Annotated in this window: 16 protein-coding genes, 1 tRNA gene and 1 pseudogene; 12 read left to right on the top strand and 6 right to left on the bottom strand. The window is 34.8% G+C overall.

What is annotated here, in order from left to right; translation table 11 throughout:
• The first annotated feature begins 199 nt into the window (after positions 1-199).
• From BR43_RS10055 to BR43_RS20615, 3 genes are all read left to right on the top strand, one after another.
• Positions 200-272 (top strand) — tRNA-Lys (locus tag BR43_RS10055).
• Positions 273-1013: 741 nt separating this feature from the next.
• Positions 1014-4088 (top strand): MucBP domain-containing protein, encoded by a 3075-nt coding sequence (locus BR43_RS10050; protein ID WP_051933907.1) that lies wholly within the window; start codon positions 1014-1016, stop codon positions 4086-4088.
• Positions 4089-4319: 231 nt separating this feature from the next.
• Complete coding sequence (locus BR43_RS20615; RefSeq protein WP_281173965.1) at positions 4320-4451, top strand: hypothetical protein; 132 nt, start codon at positions 4320-4322, stop codon at positions 4449-4451.
• Between the two features lie 12 nt (positions 4452-4463).
• On the opposite strand, the pseudogene BR43_RS20730 reads toward BR43_RS20615, so the two are convergent.
• Positions 4464-4553 (bottom strand): annotated as a pseudogene (locus tag BR43_RS20730) (helix-turn-helix domain-containing protein); the annotation flags it as partial.
• A gap of 233 nt (positions 4554-4786) precedes the next feature.
• Between BR43_RS20730 and BR43_RS19140 the strand changes: the two are divergent.
• Positions 4787-5305, top strand: coding sequence for a hypothetical protein (locus BR43_RS19140; RefSeq protein ID WP_051933906.1), 519 nt, complete (start codon positions 4787-4789; stop codon positions 5303-5305).
• Positions 5306-5329: 24 nt separating this feature from the next.
• Positions 5330-5494, top strand: a complete 165-nt coding sequence (locus BR43_RS19915) for a hypothetical protein (protein WP_157463996.1) — start codon at positions 5330-5332, stop codon at positions 5492-5494.
• Between the two features lie 68 nt (positions 5495-5562).
• Here the strand turns inward: BR43_RS19915 and BR43_RS10040 are convergent, their stop codons facing one another.
• Genes BR43_RS10040 through BR43_RS10030 form a run of 3 tightly spaced genes read right to left on the bottom strand, consistent with a single transcriptional unit; the run spans position 5563 to position 8539 of the window.
• The gene (locus BR43_RS10040) at positions 5563-6645 is read right to left on the bottom strand and encodes an SIS domain-containing protein (RefSeq protein ID WP_034561663.1); all 1083 of its coding nucleotides are present in this window, start codon (positions 6643-6645) and stop codon (positions 5563-5565) included.
• A 2-nt stretch (positions 6646-6647) separates the two neighbouring features.
• Positions 6648-7469, bottom strand: coding sequence for a Cof-type HAD-IIB family hydrolase (locus BR43_RS10035; RefSeq protein WP_034561661.1), 822 nt, complete (start codon positions 7467-7469; stop codon positions 6648-6650).
• A gap of 2 nt (positions 7470-7471) precedes the next feature.
• Positions 7472-8539 (bottom strand): LacI family DNA-binding transcriptional regulator, encoded by a 1068-nt coding sequence (locus BR43_RS10030; RefSeq protein WP_034561659.1) that lies wholly within the window; start codon positions 8537-8539, stop codon positions 7472-7474.
• Between the two features lie 112 nt (positions 8540-8651).
• Here BR43_RS10030 and BR43_RS10025 point away from each other — a divergent pair, with 112 nt between their 5' ends.
• From BR43_RS10025 to hpt, 7 genes are all read left to right on the top strand, one after another.
• The gene (locus tag BR43_RS10025; protein ID WP_034561656.1) at positions 8652-9632 is read left to right on the top strand and encodes an ROK family protein; all 981 of its coding nucleotides are present in this window, start codon (positions 8652-8654) and stop codon (positions 9630-9632) included.
• On the top strand, positions 9632-12055 hold the full coding sequence (locus BR43_RS10020) for a glycoside hydrolase family 9 protein (RefSeq protein WP_034561654.1): 2424 nt from the start codon (positions 9632-9634) through the stop codon (positions 12053-12055). The genes BR43_RS10025 and BR43_RS10020 overlap by 1 nt, the downstream gene beginning before the upstream one ends.
• The gene (locus BR43_RS10015; protein WP_034561653.1) at positions 12052-13335 is read left to right on the top strand and encodes a PTS sugar transporter subunit IIC; all 1284 of its coding nucleotides are present in this window, start codon (positions 12052-12054) and stop codon (positions 13333-13335) included. The genes BR43_RS10020 and BR43_RS10015 overlap by 4 nt, the downstream gene beginning before the upstream one ends.
• Before the next feature lie 165 nt (positions 13336-13500).
• Entirely contained in the window at positions 13501-14103 is a 603-nt protein-coding gene (locus BR43_RS10010; RefSeq protein ID WP_051933905.1) for a zinc metalloprotease, read from the top strand.
• 18 nt (positions 14104-14121) lie between these two features.
• Positions 14122-14886 carry a hypothetical protein gene (locus BR43_RS10005; RefSeq protein WP_034561651.1) on the top strand — a complete coding sequence of 255 codons (765 nt, stop codon included), beginning with the start codon at positions 14122-14124 and terminating at the stop codon, positions 14884-14886.
• A 155-nt stretch (positions 14887-15041) separates the two neighbouring features.
• Complete coding sequence (locus BR43_RS10000; protein ID WP_034561649.1) at positions 15042-15533, top strand: GNAT family N-acetyltransferase; 492 nt, start codon at positions 15042-15044, stop codon at positions 15531-15533.
• A 78-nt stretch (positions 15534-15611) separates the two neighbouring features.
• The gene (gene hpt / locus BR43_RS09995) at positions 15612-16151 is read left to right on the top strand and encodes a hypoxanthine phosphoribosyltransferase (RefSeq protein ID WP_034561646.1); all 540 of its coding nucleotides are present in this window, start codon (positions 15612-15614) and stop codon (positions 16149-16151) included.
• A 189-nt stretch (positions 16152-16340) separates the two neighbouring features.
• On the opposite strand, the gene BR43_RS09990 is transcribed toward hpt, so the two are convergent.
• The gene (locus BR43_RS09990) at positions 16341-16802 is read right to left on the bottom strand and encodes an S-ribosylhomocysteine lyase (RefSeq protein ID WP_034561644.1); all 462 of its coding nucleotides are present in this window, start codon (positions 16800-16802) and stop codon (positions 16341-16343) included.
• A gap of 20 nt (positions 16803-16822) precedes the next feature.
• The gene (locus BR43_RS09985) at positions 16823-17464 is read right to left on the bottom strand and encodes a class I SAM-dependent methyltransferase (protein ID WP_034561642.1); all 642 of its coding nucleotides are present in this window, start codon (positions 17462-17464) and stop codon (positions 16823-16825) included.
• Positions 17465-17469 lie beyond the last annotated feature (5 nt).

The raw sequence follows: 17469 nt of genomic DNA, 5'->3' as shown, positions 1-17469 counted from the left end.
TTTTTTGATTAATAATTCAGTGTAGTCAGTATTTATAAAATAGATTACACTGAATTTAAATTATTTATAGACTGTAGTTTTATGTAGTAGCTTTGTTAAAGTTTTAATATTAGTTTGTCATAATAAGTATCTAACTTTTGGAGAAGTTGCATTTAATAAGGCTAAGTGGTAGAATGATAAGGTATTTCAAGTGAATATTGGGCTGTTAACTCAGTTGGTAGAGTATCCGACTCTTAATCGGACTGTCGTGGGTTCGATCCCCCCACAGCCCATTTTAAAAAGTAGGTGAGAAATGTTAATTTCTCACCTACTTTTTTTGTTACAAAAAATGACGGAAATAATAATCTGTTTCCGTCTAGTACTCAGAAACAGTATAGTTAGAGAACATTGACTGAATTTCTGATGGACAATCAATTAACACTAGGAACTCATTTTTTCAAGTTTTCCATTATGATTGCTGTGTTTTATAGAACTTGCTACAGCTTTTTTTTGCAGTTTAGCAAAGTGATTTAAAGGAGCTATAGTTTGGATCTATATTTTATTAATCGGATTACCATTTTTTGAGAAGCTGTTTTATTTGGTGTATCAAATGAGGGAAGTGTTTAGAAAAGTTAAAAAAAAATCATTTTTTTATAATTAAATTTATTCTTATTTATTGGGGAAATGAAAGATTGTTTTTTTGTTTTTAATTAAAAATCAACTTTTTTAAGTCGGAAGCCTCATAGAAATAGCTCTTGTTTTCATTAATTATCTGTTATTTATTATAGAAATTCTTTTGATTAGTTTGTTTAAAAGAGTGGATTTGTAAACCCATTCAGCAAAAATATAAAATTCATTTGAAGTTTTTATAATAAAAAAATAATTTGTATATTCCCAAAAATGTTTACTATTTACTAAATTATAGAAATTGACTCAAATAATTCTCCATAGTATATTATCTTACATAAGTTTGTACAAAAATAATATTATAAGTTTATTAGTTTTTGCTAATAAACTGAAAAGAGGAATTTTTTTTGAAAAAGTATAGAATACTGTTTGTCACATTACTAACAATTATGACGATTTTTCCAACTCCATCATATGCTGTAGCTCCAACTGAGCAGCCATTAACAACAAGCCCCAGTCCGCTTGCTGATACGGATATAACAGGAACATTTACAATTACAGCAATGCCGACAGATCCGTATTATCGTGCTCCTTATGCTGAAAATCTTAATATATATACAGGTCCATTTTCATTGACTGACTCTAGTATACCCTTATCTGTTTTGATGAAGAGGTTAGATTTTGCAGATATTTATCAAGTAGAATCAACAAGTGCGGATGCTACATTAATTGAAGATACAGACTATATAAAATATAATTTTAGATTTAAAAGTAAACCACTTGTAGGAAATAAAGCTTTTATTCAATTAAAATCTAGAATGTATCGCTCCAATTTTTTATTTTATGATGCAACTGGGAATCAAATAAAAGCAGATGAACCAGCAAGTTTGCCCCTTGCTTATAATGCATTAATTGTAGAAAAATATAAAGATATAGTTATTATTCCAGGACAGACTTTAGAAAAAGTTATTTTAATTAATGAAACAGGTACTGAAACGGATATTACTCAATCCAATATTATGGACACATACGCAGAAGCTCCGTATGCGTTAACAATAAAAGGTCAACCAATTAGTGGTAAACCCAATTCAATTTTAATTGAACAAGGTACTAGTACGGTTATTTCTAAAACACCTAAGTATCAATTTAAATTTATTTATAGCAAACAAGTTGTATTGGGCGCTGATGTGACAGCTCGATATCAGGATGAACAAGGAAATCAAATTGCAACAGATGAAACGTTTAGTGGCAATGTTGGTGATAATTACGCAACGAACAAGTTGGATATTCCTGGATATACGTTCAAGGAAGTAAAAGGAAATGTGAATGGTCAATATACGGACAAAGCGCAAGAAGTAATCTATATTTATACGAAAAATCCTATAAAAGGAGCCGATGTAACGGTTCGCTATCAAGATGAGCAGGGCATTAAGATTGCAGTAGATGCTATCTTAAGTGGTGATATTGGAAAAGGGTATATCACCAAACAACTTACTATCCTAGGATATACGTTTAAAGAAGTGAAAGGGAATAAAGTTGGGTGGTTTACCGATCAACAACAAGAAACTATCTATGTTTACACGAAAGATCCAGTAAAAGGAGCCGACGTGACGGTTCGTTATCAAGATGAACAGGGGAATACACTTTCAAAAGATGAAGTTTTATCAGGGAATGTTGGCGAAAATTATACGTCGAAAGAATTGACGATTAAAGGGTATACCTTCAAAGAAGTAAAAGGGAATTCAACGGGTCAGTTTACGAATCAAGTTCAAGAAGTGATTTATATTTATACGAAAGATCCAGTAAAAGGAGCGGACGTGACGGTTCGTTATCAAGATGAACAGGGGAATACACTTTCAAAGGATGTCATTTTATCAGGAAATATTGGGGAAAATTATAAGTCGAAAGAATTAGGGATTAAAGGGTATACGTTTAAAGAAGTAAAGGGAAATGTGACAGGTCAGTTTACGGATAAAGCACAAGAAGTGATTTATGTTTATACGAAAGATGCAATAAAAGGAGCCGATGTGACGGTTCGTTATCAGGATGAACAAGGGAATACACTTTTAAAAGATGAAGTTTTATCAGGGAATATTGGGGAAAATTATACGTCGAAAGAATTAGCGATTAAAGGGTATACCTTCAAAGAAGTAAAGGGGAATTCAACGGGTCAATTTACGGATAAAGTCCAAGAAGTGATTTATATTTATACGAAAGATCCAGTAAAAGGAGCCGATGTAACGGTTCGTTATCAGGATGAACAAGGGAATTCACTTTCAAAGGATGTCATTTTATCAGGGAATGTTGGGGAGAATTATATATCGAAAGAATTGACGATTAAAGGGTATACCTTCAAAGAAGTAAAAGGGAATTCAACGGGTCAATTTACGGATAAAGTTCAAGAAGTGATTTATATTTATACGAAAGATCCAGTAAAAGGAGCTGATGTGACGGTTCGTTATCAGGATGAACAGGGGAATACACTTTCAAAAGATGAAGTTTTATCAGGGAATATTGGGGAAAATTATACGTCGAAAGAATTAGTGATTAAAGGGTATACGTTTAAAGAAGTAAAGGGAAATGTGACAGGTCAGTTTACGGATAAAGCACAAGAAGTGATTTATGTTTATACGAAGGATGCAGTAAAAGGAGCGGATGTGACGGTTCGTTATCAGGATGAACAGGGGAATACACTTTCAAAAGATGAAGTTTTATCAGGAAATATTGGGGAAAATTATACGTCGAAAGAATTGACGATTAAAGGGTATACCTTCAAAGAAGTAAAAGGGAATTCAACGGGTCAGTTTACGAATCAAGTTCAAGAAGTGATTTATATTTATACGAAAGATTCAGTAAAAGGAGCGGACGTGACGGTTCGTTATCAGGATGAACAAGGGAATACACTTTCAAAAGATGAAGTTTTATCAGGGAATGTTGGCGAAAATTATACGTCGAAAGAATTAGGGATTAAAGGGTATACCTTCAAAGAAGTAAAGGGGAATTCAACGGGTCAATTTACGGATAAAGTCCAAGAAGTGATTTATGTTTATACGAAAGATGCAGTAAAAGGAGCCGATGTGACGGTTCGTTATCAGGATGAACAGGGGAATACACTTTCAAAGGATGTCATTTTATCAGGGAATGTTGGGGAGAATTATACCACCAAACAGCTTGATATTAAAGGCTATATGTTTAAAGAAATTCAAGGTAATTCAACTGGAACTTTTACAGATAAAGCACAAGACGTGATTTATATTTATACGAAAAATCTGGTAGTTGATGGAAATACTAATGAAAATCATAGTGATCAAGGAACTAGTAATGGAACTCAAATTCCTACACCAACACCTAAACCAGAAAGTCATGTAACTGAATTTCCACAAACAGGTGAAATGCCAAATTATCTAACATTAATTATAGGGCTATTAGCTTTATTCGGTGCAATAAGTATTCTTTTTTCAAAAAAGAGAAGCTTAAAATAAGTTAAATAAAAAAGAGGAACTATGGATGAAACCATCTGGTTTCATCCATAGTTTTTTGCACTTTTATTTCAATAAGATGATTGGTCATGAATATTCGACTCTGTAATTTAAAGGACTGATGAATCATAAAATGATTCAATCAGTCCTTTTTTTATTTAGGTATTATCAAACATATCGTTCCCCTATATGATTAATTTACGACAAAAAAAACAAACGGGAGGCAATATGCTCATGAACAATCATATCAAAAAAATACTTAGAATTATAGAGTCTGATTTAATTGTTTTAGATATTTCTTATGAAATCATCGTCGTAAAGATAGGTTTTGCCATTTTGCGTTTGTTTTTGGCGCTGCATCGTTGAGCCACGCTTGATTTCATTATTGATTGTTTGCGAGGCAGCGATTTGGCGGTTACTCCAGCCTTCACGGTGCTTATCTTGAATCGTGTTTCGTTCTTGGAAGGAAAGGTGTTTGTCTTTATTATAAAATGCGCCGTGATCAGTAGTGTGTTAATTTTATAAAAAAACCATTTACATATATTTAAATTAATGGTATTATCAGAATGTAAAAATATTTTAATTTTTTGGTGTTTTTTATTTTAAATAAAAATATACTGTTTCTAACTATAATTTCTTATTTAAATGTACGGAAAACTGACAATTATAACGATAACTACATATTATATGGAGGAATATAAGTGAAAAATATCATTTTAAAAGGATCATTGGTTGTATTATTAAGTCCACTAGTTTTATCGGCATACGGATCAGTTGAAGCAAACGCTAAGGATAATTCATTTCGAAATATTGAACAAAAAAATGTAAGTGATTACTCTAAAGTAAATCCTGATATTAAGGAATTAGAACAATATGGAGTAACTGTAGAAGAAATTGCAGAATTAAAAAAAATAGAAGATAGTGGTATTGTTTTAACAAATGGATTTGCAGTTGATAAAGATGGCAATGTTTTGACAACAGATTCAATGGAAAAAGGAAAATTAAGTTGGGCAGTAAAAGCATTGAGAGCTGTTTGGAATAAAATTCCAGCAAATATTAAGGCAGCAATGTATGGTGCCGCTGGTTTTGAAACTATTTTGGGTGTTATTGATAATTTTACTGGAGCTGTTGAAGATGCTGTTTATTCAGGGTGTAAAAAAGTTGGTATGAGCGATTCTGTTGCATGGTGGGTAACGAAATCATTAATGCTCTTTTTGTAATTTTTTAGTAAAGGATGAATGTTTATGAAAGAATATCTTCCAGCTGTAATTTTATGTTTGGGCTTTTATTTTTTAGTGAAAATATTAGTGCGTAGTGATAATTGGCTATTAGTTGGAATTGGAATATTTTTAGTATTACTATGGGGTTTTTTCACATGGCATCCAAAATATAGTAATAAAAAGAAATAATACATGCTCTGCTTTTAATTTAAATGTAAAGCCTTCTATTTTATTTTAGAAGGCTTTTTTTGTTTAACTTAAACGTAATCTTGTACTTGAGTTTTACTGTGAACAGCTTGTGAAAAATCAGTATAGATTCTTTTGGTTAAATCGATACCTTTTTCAGTTGCAATACGCCAAGCTAAGATTTGGAAAGGGATGATGAGAAGATAAGGTGCTTTCAATTCATCCATTTTATAGTCTAGACCTAACGTTTTAGAGTCAGTGCTAGCTTCGGTTGTAAGGGTAAAGACATGGCTTGTTTGTTTGGCCTCATACTGTTTAAGTAAAGTTGCTTTCGTTAATACTGGGCTTGGTGTCTCAACAAAGAAGATACGGTGTTCAGGATTAACTTCTAGATAAGGACCGTGCATAAAAGCTTCTAACTCAATACCTTGTGAGGGAACACGAACCGTTTCTGAGAATTTAGTTTCCATTTCTTTGACGGTTCCAACAGCAGGACCGTACCCAACAGCAGAAAAGCGTGGCGCTGCTTTAAAATCAGCTTTATTTAATTCAAAGAAAGCTTCGGTTTTATCGATTATTGATTGGATTTGTTCGGTCATTTGAGCAAACGTAGTCAGCTCCGCAGCTTCTTGTTCGGCAGAAATAAGTCCTTTTTTCACGCCAATTCGTAAGCCTAATAGCATTAGAGATAAGACAGTTGCAGTAAAGCCGACAGTCACATAGCCAACCCGTTCTTGACCACTTCCAATATCTAATACATTCGTCGTAAATTTAGTGATTTCACTTTCTGGACGGCTAGTCACAGCTAATGTTGGTAGTGAATGTTCTGCATTTATTTTTTGTAAAGCTTCAATAGTTGAGCTACTTTGTCCACTTTGGGAAATACCTAGTACGGACTGAATATGAGGCGAGACTTTTTCATAATGAGTGAAGTTAAAGGGTTCTTGAATATCCATCCGTACATCCGCCATTTTTTCAATATAATATTTGGCGCTATAAGCTGCGTTAATACTTGATCCAGTTCCTAAAACTAGCCATTCTTGTGTTTCGGAAAGGGCAGTAGCTGCTTCAAAGTTAGCTGGATATGTCGCTAGAATGGCTTTCATTTGTGCTTCTTCTGAATAAATATAACTTAACATAGTTGGTTTTGTCATAATTAGGCTCCGTTTCTAAAATAATGTTTTAAAAATTGATAGATTCCTTCTTCATTGTTAGAGGCTGTAATGGTTGTTGCGATTTCTTTAATTGCTAGAGTTGCATTGTCCATCGCCACTCCGGTTCCTGCAGCTACTAACATTTCTCGATCGTTTTCACCATCACCAAAAGCAATTACTTCGCTAGTTGAAATACCGTAATAGTCTTGGATTTCTTTAATAGCCGTGGCTTTATTAACATGGTCAGGCATCAGTTCGATATTGTTGCTGAAGGAAGATGAAACATGCAAATTAGGAATAGTGGCAAATTCTAGGTTGGCTGTGGCTAAGCCATCACGATTATCTTCAGAAATAATGATTCCATTAATAAATTGACCAATGTGTTTCATCAATTCGACTTCTGTTGAAATTTCATGAAAATTCTGTTTAGCCCCGCTATTTACACGTCCTTGATCGCCTTTGTCAATAAAATAATCAGGTAAGAATTCACTATAATAAACGGCATCCTTAGAAAAGAAAAATAGTGGCAGTCGTTGCGATTTCGCAACTTTAAAAATAGCTAGAGCAGTTTCAGGGGCAAATAAATGTTCTGTTACGTTTTGCTCTAGATTAAAAATTCCACCATTTGAAGCTAAAACAGCTGTTTCAGGGCTAACCCGTTGTGCTGTTTCATAGGCAGACTGATACATTCTTCCTGTAGCTACATAAAAAAGATGTCCTTCTTGTTGTAATTTTTGAATAAGCTTGATCGTATTTGCAGATATTTGTTGATTAGAGTCAAACAATGTACCATCAATATCCATACAAATTAAATGTTGTTTCATGGTTATCGTAACGCTCCTTTTAGTCTAGCTCCGCAAGATTCACGAATAATTAATTCGGGTGAATGTTGAATCATGCTATTTTCATCTTCCGATTGAATAGCACTAATTAATTTCATAACGGAAGCCTTGCCAAGATATTCATTGTGTTGATCGATTGTAGTAATTCTAGGGATTTGAAATTCGCTATTTGGGAAACAGTCACAGCTAGCAACAGCAATATCTTTCGGACAATTGTATTGAGCGTCAGCTAATGCTCGTAAAACGCCAATCGCTACGGTGTCGTTGATTGCGACAACAGCAGTAGGCAGATTTTCTGTATTTGCCAGTAATTTTTGCATCCCATGATACCCATCTTCAACATAATAATCGTTAAGAATAATCAAAGATTCATCTACTTCTGAGTAAATAGTTAGCGTGTTTTTAAAGGCATCCACTCTTTGAGTTGTCACTTTAACACCTGCTTCGCCACCAATAAAACCAATTTTGCGATGTCCTAAAGCTAACAAATGTTGCGTTAAGGTTGTGACGCCTTTATCCAGATCTCGTTCAACAAAAATACACTCACAATTTTCTTGTTTTTGTCCGATAATGACAACCGGAATTTGTTGATTTAGCTGATTTAATGCAATTAAATACTCTTCATTAGGCTGCTCTTTATCAATCTCGCCGCCTAAGATTAAAACGCCATCTACTTGTTTTTCGATAATTGACTTGAAGGCCGTCGCCTCTTTAAAACCTGTATCAGCAAATTTATTTGAACCCGCTGTCATTGTATTGAAAAGTAATAGTGAGTAGCCGATTTCTTTGCTGTATTGTTCAATTTTAACAATTAATGAGGTGAAGTAAGGATTGGTAATATCTGGAACGACGACGGCTAAGGTATTCGTTTTTTTAGAAATCATTCCTCTGGCAAAAACACTAGGTTGATAGCCAAGTTCATCAATAACTGCTTGAATTTTTTTTCTTTTTTTATCTGAAACAGAGGGACTATTATTGAGTACGCGTGAAACAGTTGAGACTGAAACGCCACTTTTTTCAGCGATTTCAATGATTGTTACTGGTTTTTTCATAAGGAAGCTCCTTTGGTTTGAATAATAGCTATGAACCTAGTGTATGCTAATAAAAATAAAAATTCAAGCATTTTAGGTAACCTTACCAAAAATAAAAAGGAGGTTTGATTTTTTGGAAACGAAGGAACAAACAATTCTATCAATTGATTTAGGCGGAACAAAAATATTAATAGGCGAAGTAAATGAGCTGGGTGAAGTTTTAGCTAGTAAACGCTATCCATCAGATGTTTCTTCACAAATAAATGCAGTGTTAAAAATAAAAGCAGCACTAAATGATTATCAAGAGAGTATTGGTTTTATTGGAAATCCAATCGGCATTGGGATTGGAGTAGTTGGACGAGTTGATCGTGAACATGGCCTTTGGATTGAGATTAATCCATCAGTTAGCCAGCCTGTTTACTTAGTTAAGGAGATAGAAGATGAATTTAAACTACCATGTTTTATTGCAAATGATGTTTATTGTGCAACTTTAGCAGAAATAACACTCGGAAATGGTAACCTTACCAAAAATTCGGTTTATTTAAATATTGGTACAGGAATTGCAGCTTGTGTGGTAGTTGAAAACCAAATTATTGAAGGCGGACATTTTAATGCTGGAGAAATTGGTCATATGGTAGTTGATATGCATAGTGAGGTGTTATGTCCTTGTGGTCGAAAAGGCTGCGTAGAAGTGCTAGCATCTGGATTAGGGTTGCACAACCGGGCAATGGCTGTTATGAAAGACTATCCAGAATCCATTGTTAAGAAGCCTGTGGAAATCAACACTCGAATTTCTGGAGAAACTTTATTTCAAGCATACGATCAAGGCGATGCATTAGCCCGAGCAGTTGTCGGTGAAGCCTTAGTAGGCGTGGCTAATTTGATTATGAATTTGGTACGTGTCTCTGATCCTGAGGTAGTCGTGTTGGGTGGCGGAGTTGTTCAGGATGGCTGGTTCTTAAAACAGTTAACTCCTTATTTAAATGAAAAAACGCTTCGTTTTGTGACATATGGGGTCGTTTTAACAAGTCTTGAAGCAAAAACAATCGGAATAAAAGGGTGTAGTATTTTGGCATTCAATCAACTTAAATCAGGAAAGGTGCAGATGCGTTAATGAAATCAGAACTTCTTACTCAAATTCAACAATCAGGGTATATTCACCGTCCGTTGCAAATTAATACTAAAGATTCTTTTGAAACAAGCAATGAACAAGTAGAAATCTTAAAGCAAAAACAGTTATTTCCAATAAATTCGGAAGAAGAAGTGACTAAGAATGTGAGCTGGCAACATCGTCATCAAGGGGCTAGTGAACTTCTTGTTTCAGGTGAGATTCAATTATCTTCTCCAACTCGGTTGCCCCAATGGCCACCAGATGCACCAGAAGATGGAGATTATAGTAATTTTGGTCAAGTTTCAGTTTATCGTGAGGTTCAATTAGAGGATTGGCAAGATTACAATCAGGTTTCATTTGAAATTTATCCAAATTGTCCAGGAGCTGTGAATCCGCATATTATTGTTGGATTAAAAAATGATGGTGTCATTAAAGTTCCTGATATTTATGACCGTGAAGGCTATCATGTAGCAAATCTCGAAAATAATTCATGGAATTCGTGTTCATTAGAAATCACAGATTTGCCAAGGGATGCTATTAGTGAATTAAGTTTTACGTATTTGATGAATGGTCGTGATCGTGGAACGGGACTTGAACAAAGTTATTTAATCCGAAAAATTACCTTAGAAAAAACGGCTAGTAGCAATGTTTCTAAAGGCTGGATGCCAAAGTCTGAAAGCATTATTTATTCTCATACAGGCTATCAGAAAAATCTTGTAAAAACCGCTTTAATGCAAACCAAAAATGTTCCAGTAACCAACTTTGAATTAGTTTCGGCGAAGGATCAAGAAGTTGTGTTTATTGGAAAAATTCAAGAAAAAACAACATCGATTGGCTCATTCTTGATTTTAGATTTTAGCCAATTTGCTACAGATGGCGAGTACTATTTACGAGTGGGTAAGGTTAAAACAGAAACCTTTACTATTGGGAATGTCAGCCAAGTTTGGCAGGATTCTATTTGGAAGAGTCTGAATTTTATCTTCTGTGAACGTTGTGGCTGTCCAGTTCCTGATAAACACGGAAGTTGTCATGGAGATATTTTAGCAACGCATAACGGCGAAAGCCTTGTATTCAATGGTGGATGGCATGATGCCGGCGATGTTTCGCAACAAATGATCCAAACGGCAGAGGTGACTCAGAGTTTATTTGAAATGGCTGCGGTCGTAGAACATCTAGATCAACAGTTGTATCTACGTTTAATGGAAGAAGCTGAATGGGGCTTTGATTTTATTTTGAAAACGCGTTTTGGTGACGGGTATCGTGCTACGAGTGTTGGAATTACGATTTGGTCAGATGGATTAATTGGCAACATGGACGATATGATTGCTCGGGTGCACAATAATGCGTATGAAAATTACTTGTGTTCAGGAATTGAAGCAAAAATTGCGCTATTATTGCCAAATGAAAATCGTCTGAAAAGTCAAGCGATTGCTGTTGCTGTTGCAGATTATCGATTTGCTGAAGAAGAGTTTGCAACGGTTGGTTTTGTTCATGAACCTGTTTTCTGGGAGCATACGTATAGTACTTCAAAAAGTCTCTTCTTAGCGACGATGTCATGGTCGAGTTCGTTATTATTCAAATTAACTGGTGAAGAGTACTATGCTGAAAAAGCCCGTAATTATATGGATGAAATGTTAGAATGTCAGGAAAACAAGGGACTACAGTTGCATAATGGTGAGTTATTAAAAGGTTTCTTCTATCGTGATGAAGGTCATCAAGTTGTACAACATTTTAATCATCAAGCAAGAGAGCATTTATACAGTGATGCATTGGTTACATTAGCAAAAACACAATCCGAGCATCCAGATTATCAAAAATGGCAACAAAGTATTCGCGAGTATGGTGACTATCTCATTTATTTAATGGATTTTACGGCACCGTATCCTATGATTGCCAGTGGGGTTTATTTGAAAGATGAAGCTTTGGAGTTAGAAAGTTTCCATAAACAGCATCTTTTAGTGGGGGATGAAGCGCAGGAAGATTATTTAAAACAGTTAGAGCAAGGCGAAGAAGTCGGAGTGAATCTTTATGTAAAACGATTCCCTGTATGGTTCTCGTTTAGAGGAAACAACGCAATCTTGTTATCTATGGGTAAGGTTGCGGCGACGTTAGGAGCATATTTGTCAGACGAAGACTTATTGACGATTGCTGAAAATCAATTGCAGTGGGTTGTTGGAAAGAATCCGTTTAATCAATCGCTGATGTACGGTGAAGGTTACCGTTATGCGCAACAATACTCTGTTTTAACTGGAGAAATGGTTGGAGAGATGCCTGTTGGAGTGCAGACGTTTGGCAATGAAGATGCTCCGTATTGGCCACAGTTAAATAACGCGACATATAAAGAAGTTTGGGTTGGAACAGCAGGTAAATGGTTAGCAATTTTAGCTGAATTTTATGAATTAGAAAAGGGGAGAACGACGAAATGAACTCAAAATTAATTGAAAAATTATCGATTTATTCAACAAAAATTGCCTCTCAGAAACACATTATGGCCATTCGGGATGCTTTTGCTACAACGATTCCAATTACTATTGTGGCTGCATTCTTCTTGTTAGTGAATAATGTCTTGTTAAATCAAGATACTGGTTTGTTACGATCGATGCCGGGCGTTGATTTTATCTCGGCAGTTGGGGTTCAAGCATATAATGGAACGTTGGGAATTTTAGGTTTGTTGGTAACCTTTCTCATTGGATATCGTTTAGCAAAATCCTACGATATGGAAGGTTCGTTAGAGGCGATTATTGCTGTCGCTTGTTATGTTAGTTTAGTTCCAAATGCAGTTTCTGTTTGGACGGCAGATGGTGATGTGACGACAATGGGCGCTTTAACACAAAATTATACAAGCGCATCAGGTATGTTTTTAGGAATTATTGCATCATTGTTAAGTGTAAGTTTATTAGGCAAATTATCAAAGAGCAAAAAATTAAGAATCAACATGCCAGACAGTGTTCCACCAGCAATTGCAAAATCATTTAACTTATTAATTCCATCATTTTTAACAATTTCAATCTTTGCGATTGCAGAAGAAGCAATTAAGGGACTTTCGGGAATGACCGTACCAGATTTAGTTGTTAAAGTTCTACAAACGCCATTAGTTGGTGGTTTCCAAACGTTACCAGGAATTTTATTGTATGTTTTCTTAGCGACATTTGTATTTATCTTCGGGATTCATGGAGCCTTTGTTTTTGGTGCAATTTCAGGTCCCATTTTACTAGCTTCTTTGCAACAGAATATTGACGCTATTAAAGCTGGAGTGACAGCTCCAAATATTGTGACACAACCGTTTTTAGATGCGTATGTTTACATGGGTGGCGGCGGAACAATGATCTGTTTAGTAATTGCCTTGCTGATCTTTTCTAAAAAAGATGAACAACGTTTAATTGCTAAATTGGGAACGGTACCAAGTTTGTTCAATATTAGTGAGCCGATTATGTTTGGTTTGCCAATTGTTTTCAATCCGATTTATGCCGTTCCATTTGTAATTGTGCCAATGGTTTCAACGATTATTGCCTATGTGGCAACTTCATTACAATGGGTACCGCCAACGTATATTCTTGTTCCGTGGGTAACTCCACCAATTTTATCGGGCTATCTAGCAACAGCTGGTGACTTTAGAGCTTCGTTATTGCAAATTGTGATTATCATTATCGGAGTAGTTATTTATACACCATTTGTATTGATTTCAAATCGTGTGAAAGAAGCGTAATTGATTGATTATTAGAAGTAGTTAGAGTTCACCGTTTTATTAGTGTGGATTTTAGCTGCTTTTTTTGTTTTTCTTTTTTTTTTGTAAAAAAATAAAAAAATAAAAATATAATAATGATATAATTATAAAAAATGATTTCATAATTAATTTTAAAGGAGAAATGATATGAAAAAAATTAGGATTTTATCTAAGGCAGCAATATTTGTTCTATTTATCAGTAGTATTTTTTTTACATTTTCTTCGGTAGAGGCAGTTCGTTTTCCTGGCAGACTGAGTAATGGTATTGGAAATTATGGACGAAATACTCAATATTATTACGTTACTCCATCCGCGAACTCTATGAAAGGGCAGATTAATAGCCGAATGAGTGCGTGGACAAACAGTAATGGAACAGGAGCTTACACACCAATTTCGTTTAGAGAAACTGGAACACAATCTGCAAGTGTAGTAGATTTTCATAAAGGGAGTTGGTGGTCTGCATCACAAGGGATTGCTGGATACGCAGAACATTACATTGGTGGAAGTTTAGTTTCCACAAATCAAAATTGGTATTGGGGAATCGTAAAGTTAAATACGCCCACTTTTGATAGATTAACAGAGTTTAATAAACATGGAACTATCGCACATGAGATAGGCCATATTTTTGGTTTGGCACATCCAACTGGTCATCCTTATCCTTATTCAGTTATGTTACAGATAGGGCAAGGACGAAAAACAAATGGACCGCAAAGTATTGATTTTAGTGATATTAATCAAAAATATAAATAATAAGAAATGAGGGTTATCATGAAGAAATACACTATTTTTTCGCTATTATTTTTGGTAAGTCTATTGAGTTTGGTTATTTATCAGTCATTTCGCCCAACTGAAGTAGCTCAAGTTGAAAATAGGCAGCAAAGTAAAGTTAATGATAAAAAGTTAAATCATTCTATGGTTGATGATTTTGATTTAAATGTATTCGTTGAAACAGATTCAATTTATGATTTTGAGACGGTTCATGAAATTTCAGAAGCTACGGATGTGATGATCAAAGGCAAAGTTATTAGTGAGACGAGTCAGACAATTGATTTAAATGATGGTGAACCACAAGCGATTACATTGTTAAAGGTCGAAATAGTAGAAAATTTAAAGGGTGATTTTGCTGTTGGACAAGAGGTTTATTTTATCGAACCAGGTGGTGTAGTATCTGCCGGAGAGCTGGATATACCCAAAAAAACTTTTGAAAAAACGGGAAATCTTGTAGATCCTAGTACACAGGTACGGGTTTTATTTGATGGTGTTGCTAATACTCAAACGGGTGCTGAAGTGGTCTTTTTTGCAGTACCGATTATCGATGATTTTTATCAACTAAATCTAAATGAACTTTATTATTCAACTATTGCTGGTAGTCAAGGACGATTTATTTTGAATGAAGATCAGACTGAATTTATTAGTCCGAAAACGGAAGAGATTGTGGTTGAAGAGATGCAGGCTCGAGGAGTTTCTAGTGAGAAGGAGCCATTAGTGATTAAAAATAATTCAACTGTTTTAGAGGCATTGGCAAAAGAGTAAATGAATAAATAAAAATAGCGGTGCATTCTAGTTTAGGCATAGAGTGTATGGCTGTTTTTAGATTGGAAGGAAAAATCCCCTCTAAAATCATTGAATCTTCCTATATTTTTTAGTATGATTAGCATAATTTTTAATTTCTAGTCAGGGGGATTTTGATGATTCGAGTGGGGACAGAGGCGGATATTCCGGCGATATTAGCAATTTACAATCAAGCAATTTTAACGACGACGGCAACGTATGATGAAGAACCGCATACGTTGGCTGAACAACTCATGTGGTATCAGGAAAAACAAGCGCAGGATTTGCCTTTATTAGTGATGGAAAAAAATGGTGAAGTAGCAGGTTATGGGACATATGGACTCTTTCGTGAAAAAAGTGCTTTTCGTTATACCGTTGAACATTCAATTTATATTGGACCTGATTTTCAAGGACAAGGAATCGGTGAGCAATTAATGCGTGAGCTGATTCAACAGGCTAAAAATCAAGGATATTGGATGATGATAGGTGGAATTGACCATGTGAATCCTGGAAGTATTCATTTGCATCAGAAATTGGGGTTTGTATTCTGTGGCAGTCTAAAAGCAGTTGGTTATAAATTTGGTGAATTGTTAGATTTAGACTATTATCAACTGGATTTACGAGAATAAATAAATTCAAATTGTGTATTAAGCAAGAAGCTGTTAGACTGTAAGTACTCAGTTTAATTTAAAGGAGCGGGCGAATTAATGCAAAATGATATTCTGAAAACTTTATTTTCTGAAGAGGAAATAGCTCAGCGTGTAAGCGAATTAGGACAAGACTTGGCGAAGGAATATAAAGATTCTAAACCTTTGTTGGTAGGTGTCTTAAAAGGGAGTTTATTTTTCACAACAGATTTAGCAAAAGCGATGGATATTCAATTGGAACTGGATTTTATGGATGTTTCAAGTTATGGAAATTCAACGATTTCTTCAGGAAAAGTCAAGATTATCAAAGATTTAAGTACGAGTGCTGTAGATCGTGACATTCTAATTGTTGAGGATATCATTGATAGTGGACGAACATTAGATTATTTAGTGAATTTGTTAATGCGTCGTGGGGCAAAATCAGTGAAATTGGTGACATTATTAGATAAGCCAGAAGGTCGCCTAGTTGATATTAAAGCAGATTATGTCGGATTTTTAGTTCCTAATGAATTTGTTGTTGGTTATGGAATTGACTTTGCGGAACGTTATCGTAACTTGCCTTATGTAGCCGTTTTAAAACCAGAAATGTATGAAAAATAAATAGAATGTTCAATTGATTTGATAAAAGTCGATAAAAATCCAATAAATTTAAATAACGATTTTTTTAATTCAATTAATGAAACTTCAGAGCAGTCTATACTATTAGGGGAAATACGTTATTTAAATAGATAAAAAATAGCTAGAAACATAACTGAAAAACAGTTATGTTTCTAGCTATTATGAGTCTATCTATGCAAAAACAGTCGACCATTCATCACGTTTATCTAAGAATTCTTGTGCTAACTCTTGCGCGCCTTCTAATGTATGACTAGCAGCCCAACCGCATTGGACTTCGTTGCTAGCAGGAACTTCAGTTGCTACCAAAACATCTTTCATAGTTGATTCTAAAACTGTTAAGATATCTTCATAGTTATCGTTATTTAATACAGTCAGATAAAAACCAGTTTGGCATCCCATCGGACTCCAGTCTACAATGTAGTCTGCGTGATTACGAATCAATTCTGCCGTCAAATGTTCTAGTGAGTGTAAGCTTTTCATTTCCATATGTTCTTTGTTTGGTTGTTTAAAACGGACATCATATTTGAAAATAACGTCGCCTTTTTCACCATCTTTGCGACCAGCTAAACGAACATAGGGAGCCTTCACCTTTGTGTGATCTAAATTAAAACTTTCAACGTTCATTTTTTCCATTTGAATACAGCCTCCTGTAATTAGAGTTTGGTTGCTTCAACAAGCCAGACGTAGTCATTCATCGGTGTGAAAATAGCTGAAAATCCAGCTTCTTTAAAGGAATTCTCCATTGTAGTAATTAAAGGATAATACTCCCGTTCAAGATCCTCTGCCAAGTCAATAAAGTTTGCTGTGTAAGCTTGTTGGATTTTTTCATCATAACTTTCTTGTGTCTGAAACATTGTATCAGCAAATATAAGTTTACCACTTTTTGGTAAGAGAGTGGCATAATCTTTTAAAGCAACTAATTTTTCCGCATCAGTCAGATGATGAAATACATAAGAACTGACAATGGTATCAACAGGTTCAGTTGGTAACGGGTAATGTTGCAAATCACCATCATAAATTGTAACAGAATGTGGGAGCTTCAAGCTAGCTAACTGGCGCATCTCAGGGGATGGCTCAATTGGGAAAACTTTTCTACCTGATTCAAGTAATAATAAGGTTAAATTCCCAGTACCAATCCCAAATTCAATCACAGAATTACCGCTTTTTTCAACAATTGTTTTTAAAATAACGGAATAATCTTTAAAAACTGGTTGATAAGCGGGATCTTGTCCTTGCACAAAAGTATCGTATTCTTCAGCCCAATCAGAAAAAACTTCTAAAAATTCTCTACCCATAACGT

The sequence above is a fragment of the Carnobacterium gallinarum DSM 4847 genome, from assembly GCF_000744375.1.
Lineage (GTDB): Bacteria > Bacillota > Bacilli > Lactobacillales > Carnobacteriaceae > Carnobacterium > Carnobacterium gallinarum.
Note: the sequence above shows the minus strand (reverse complement) of the source record. Positions and strands in the feature narration are given on the sequence as shown.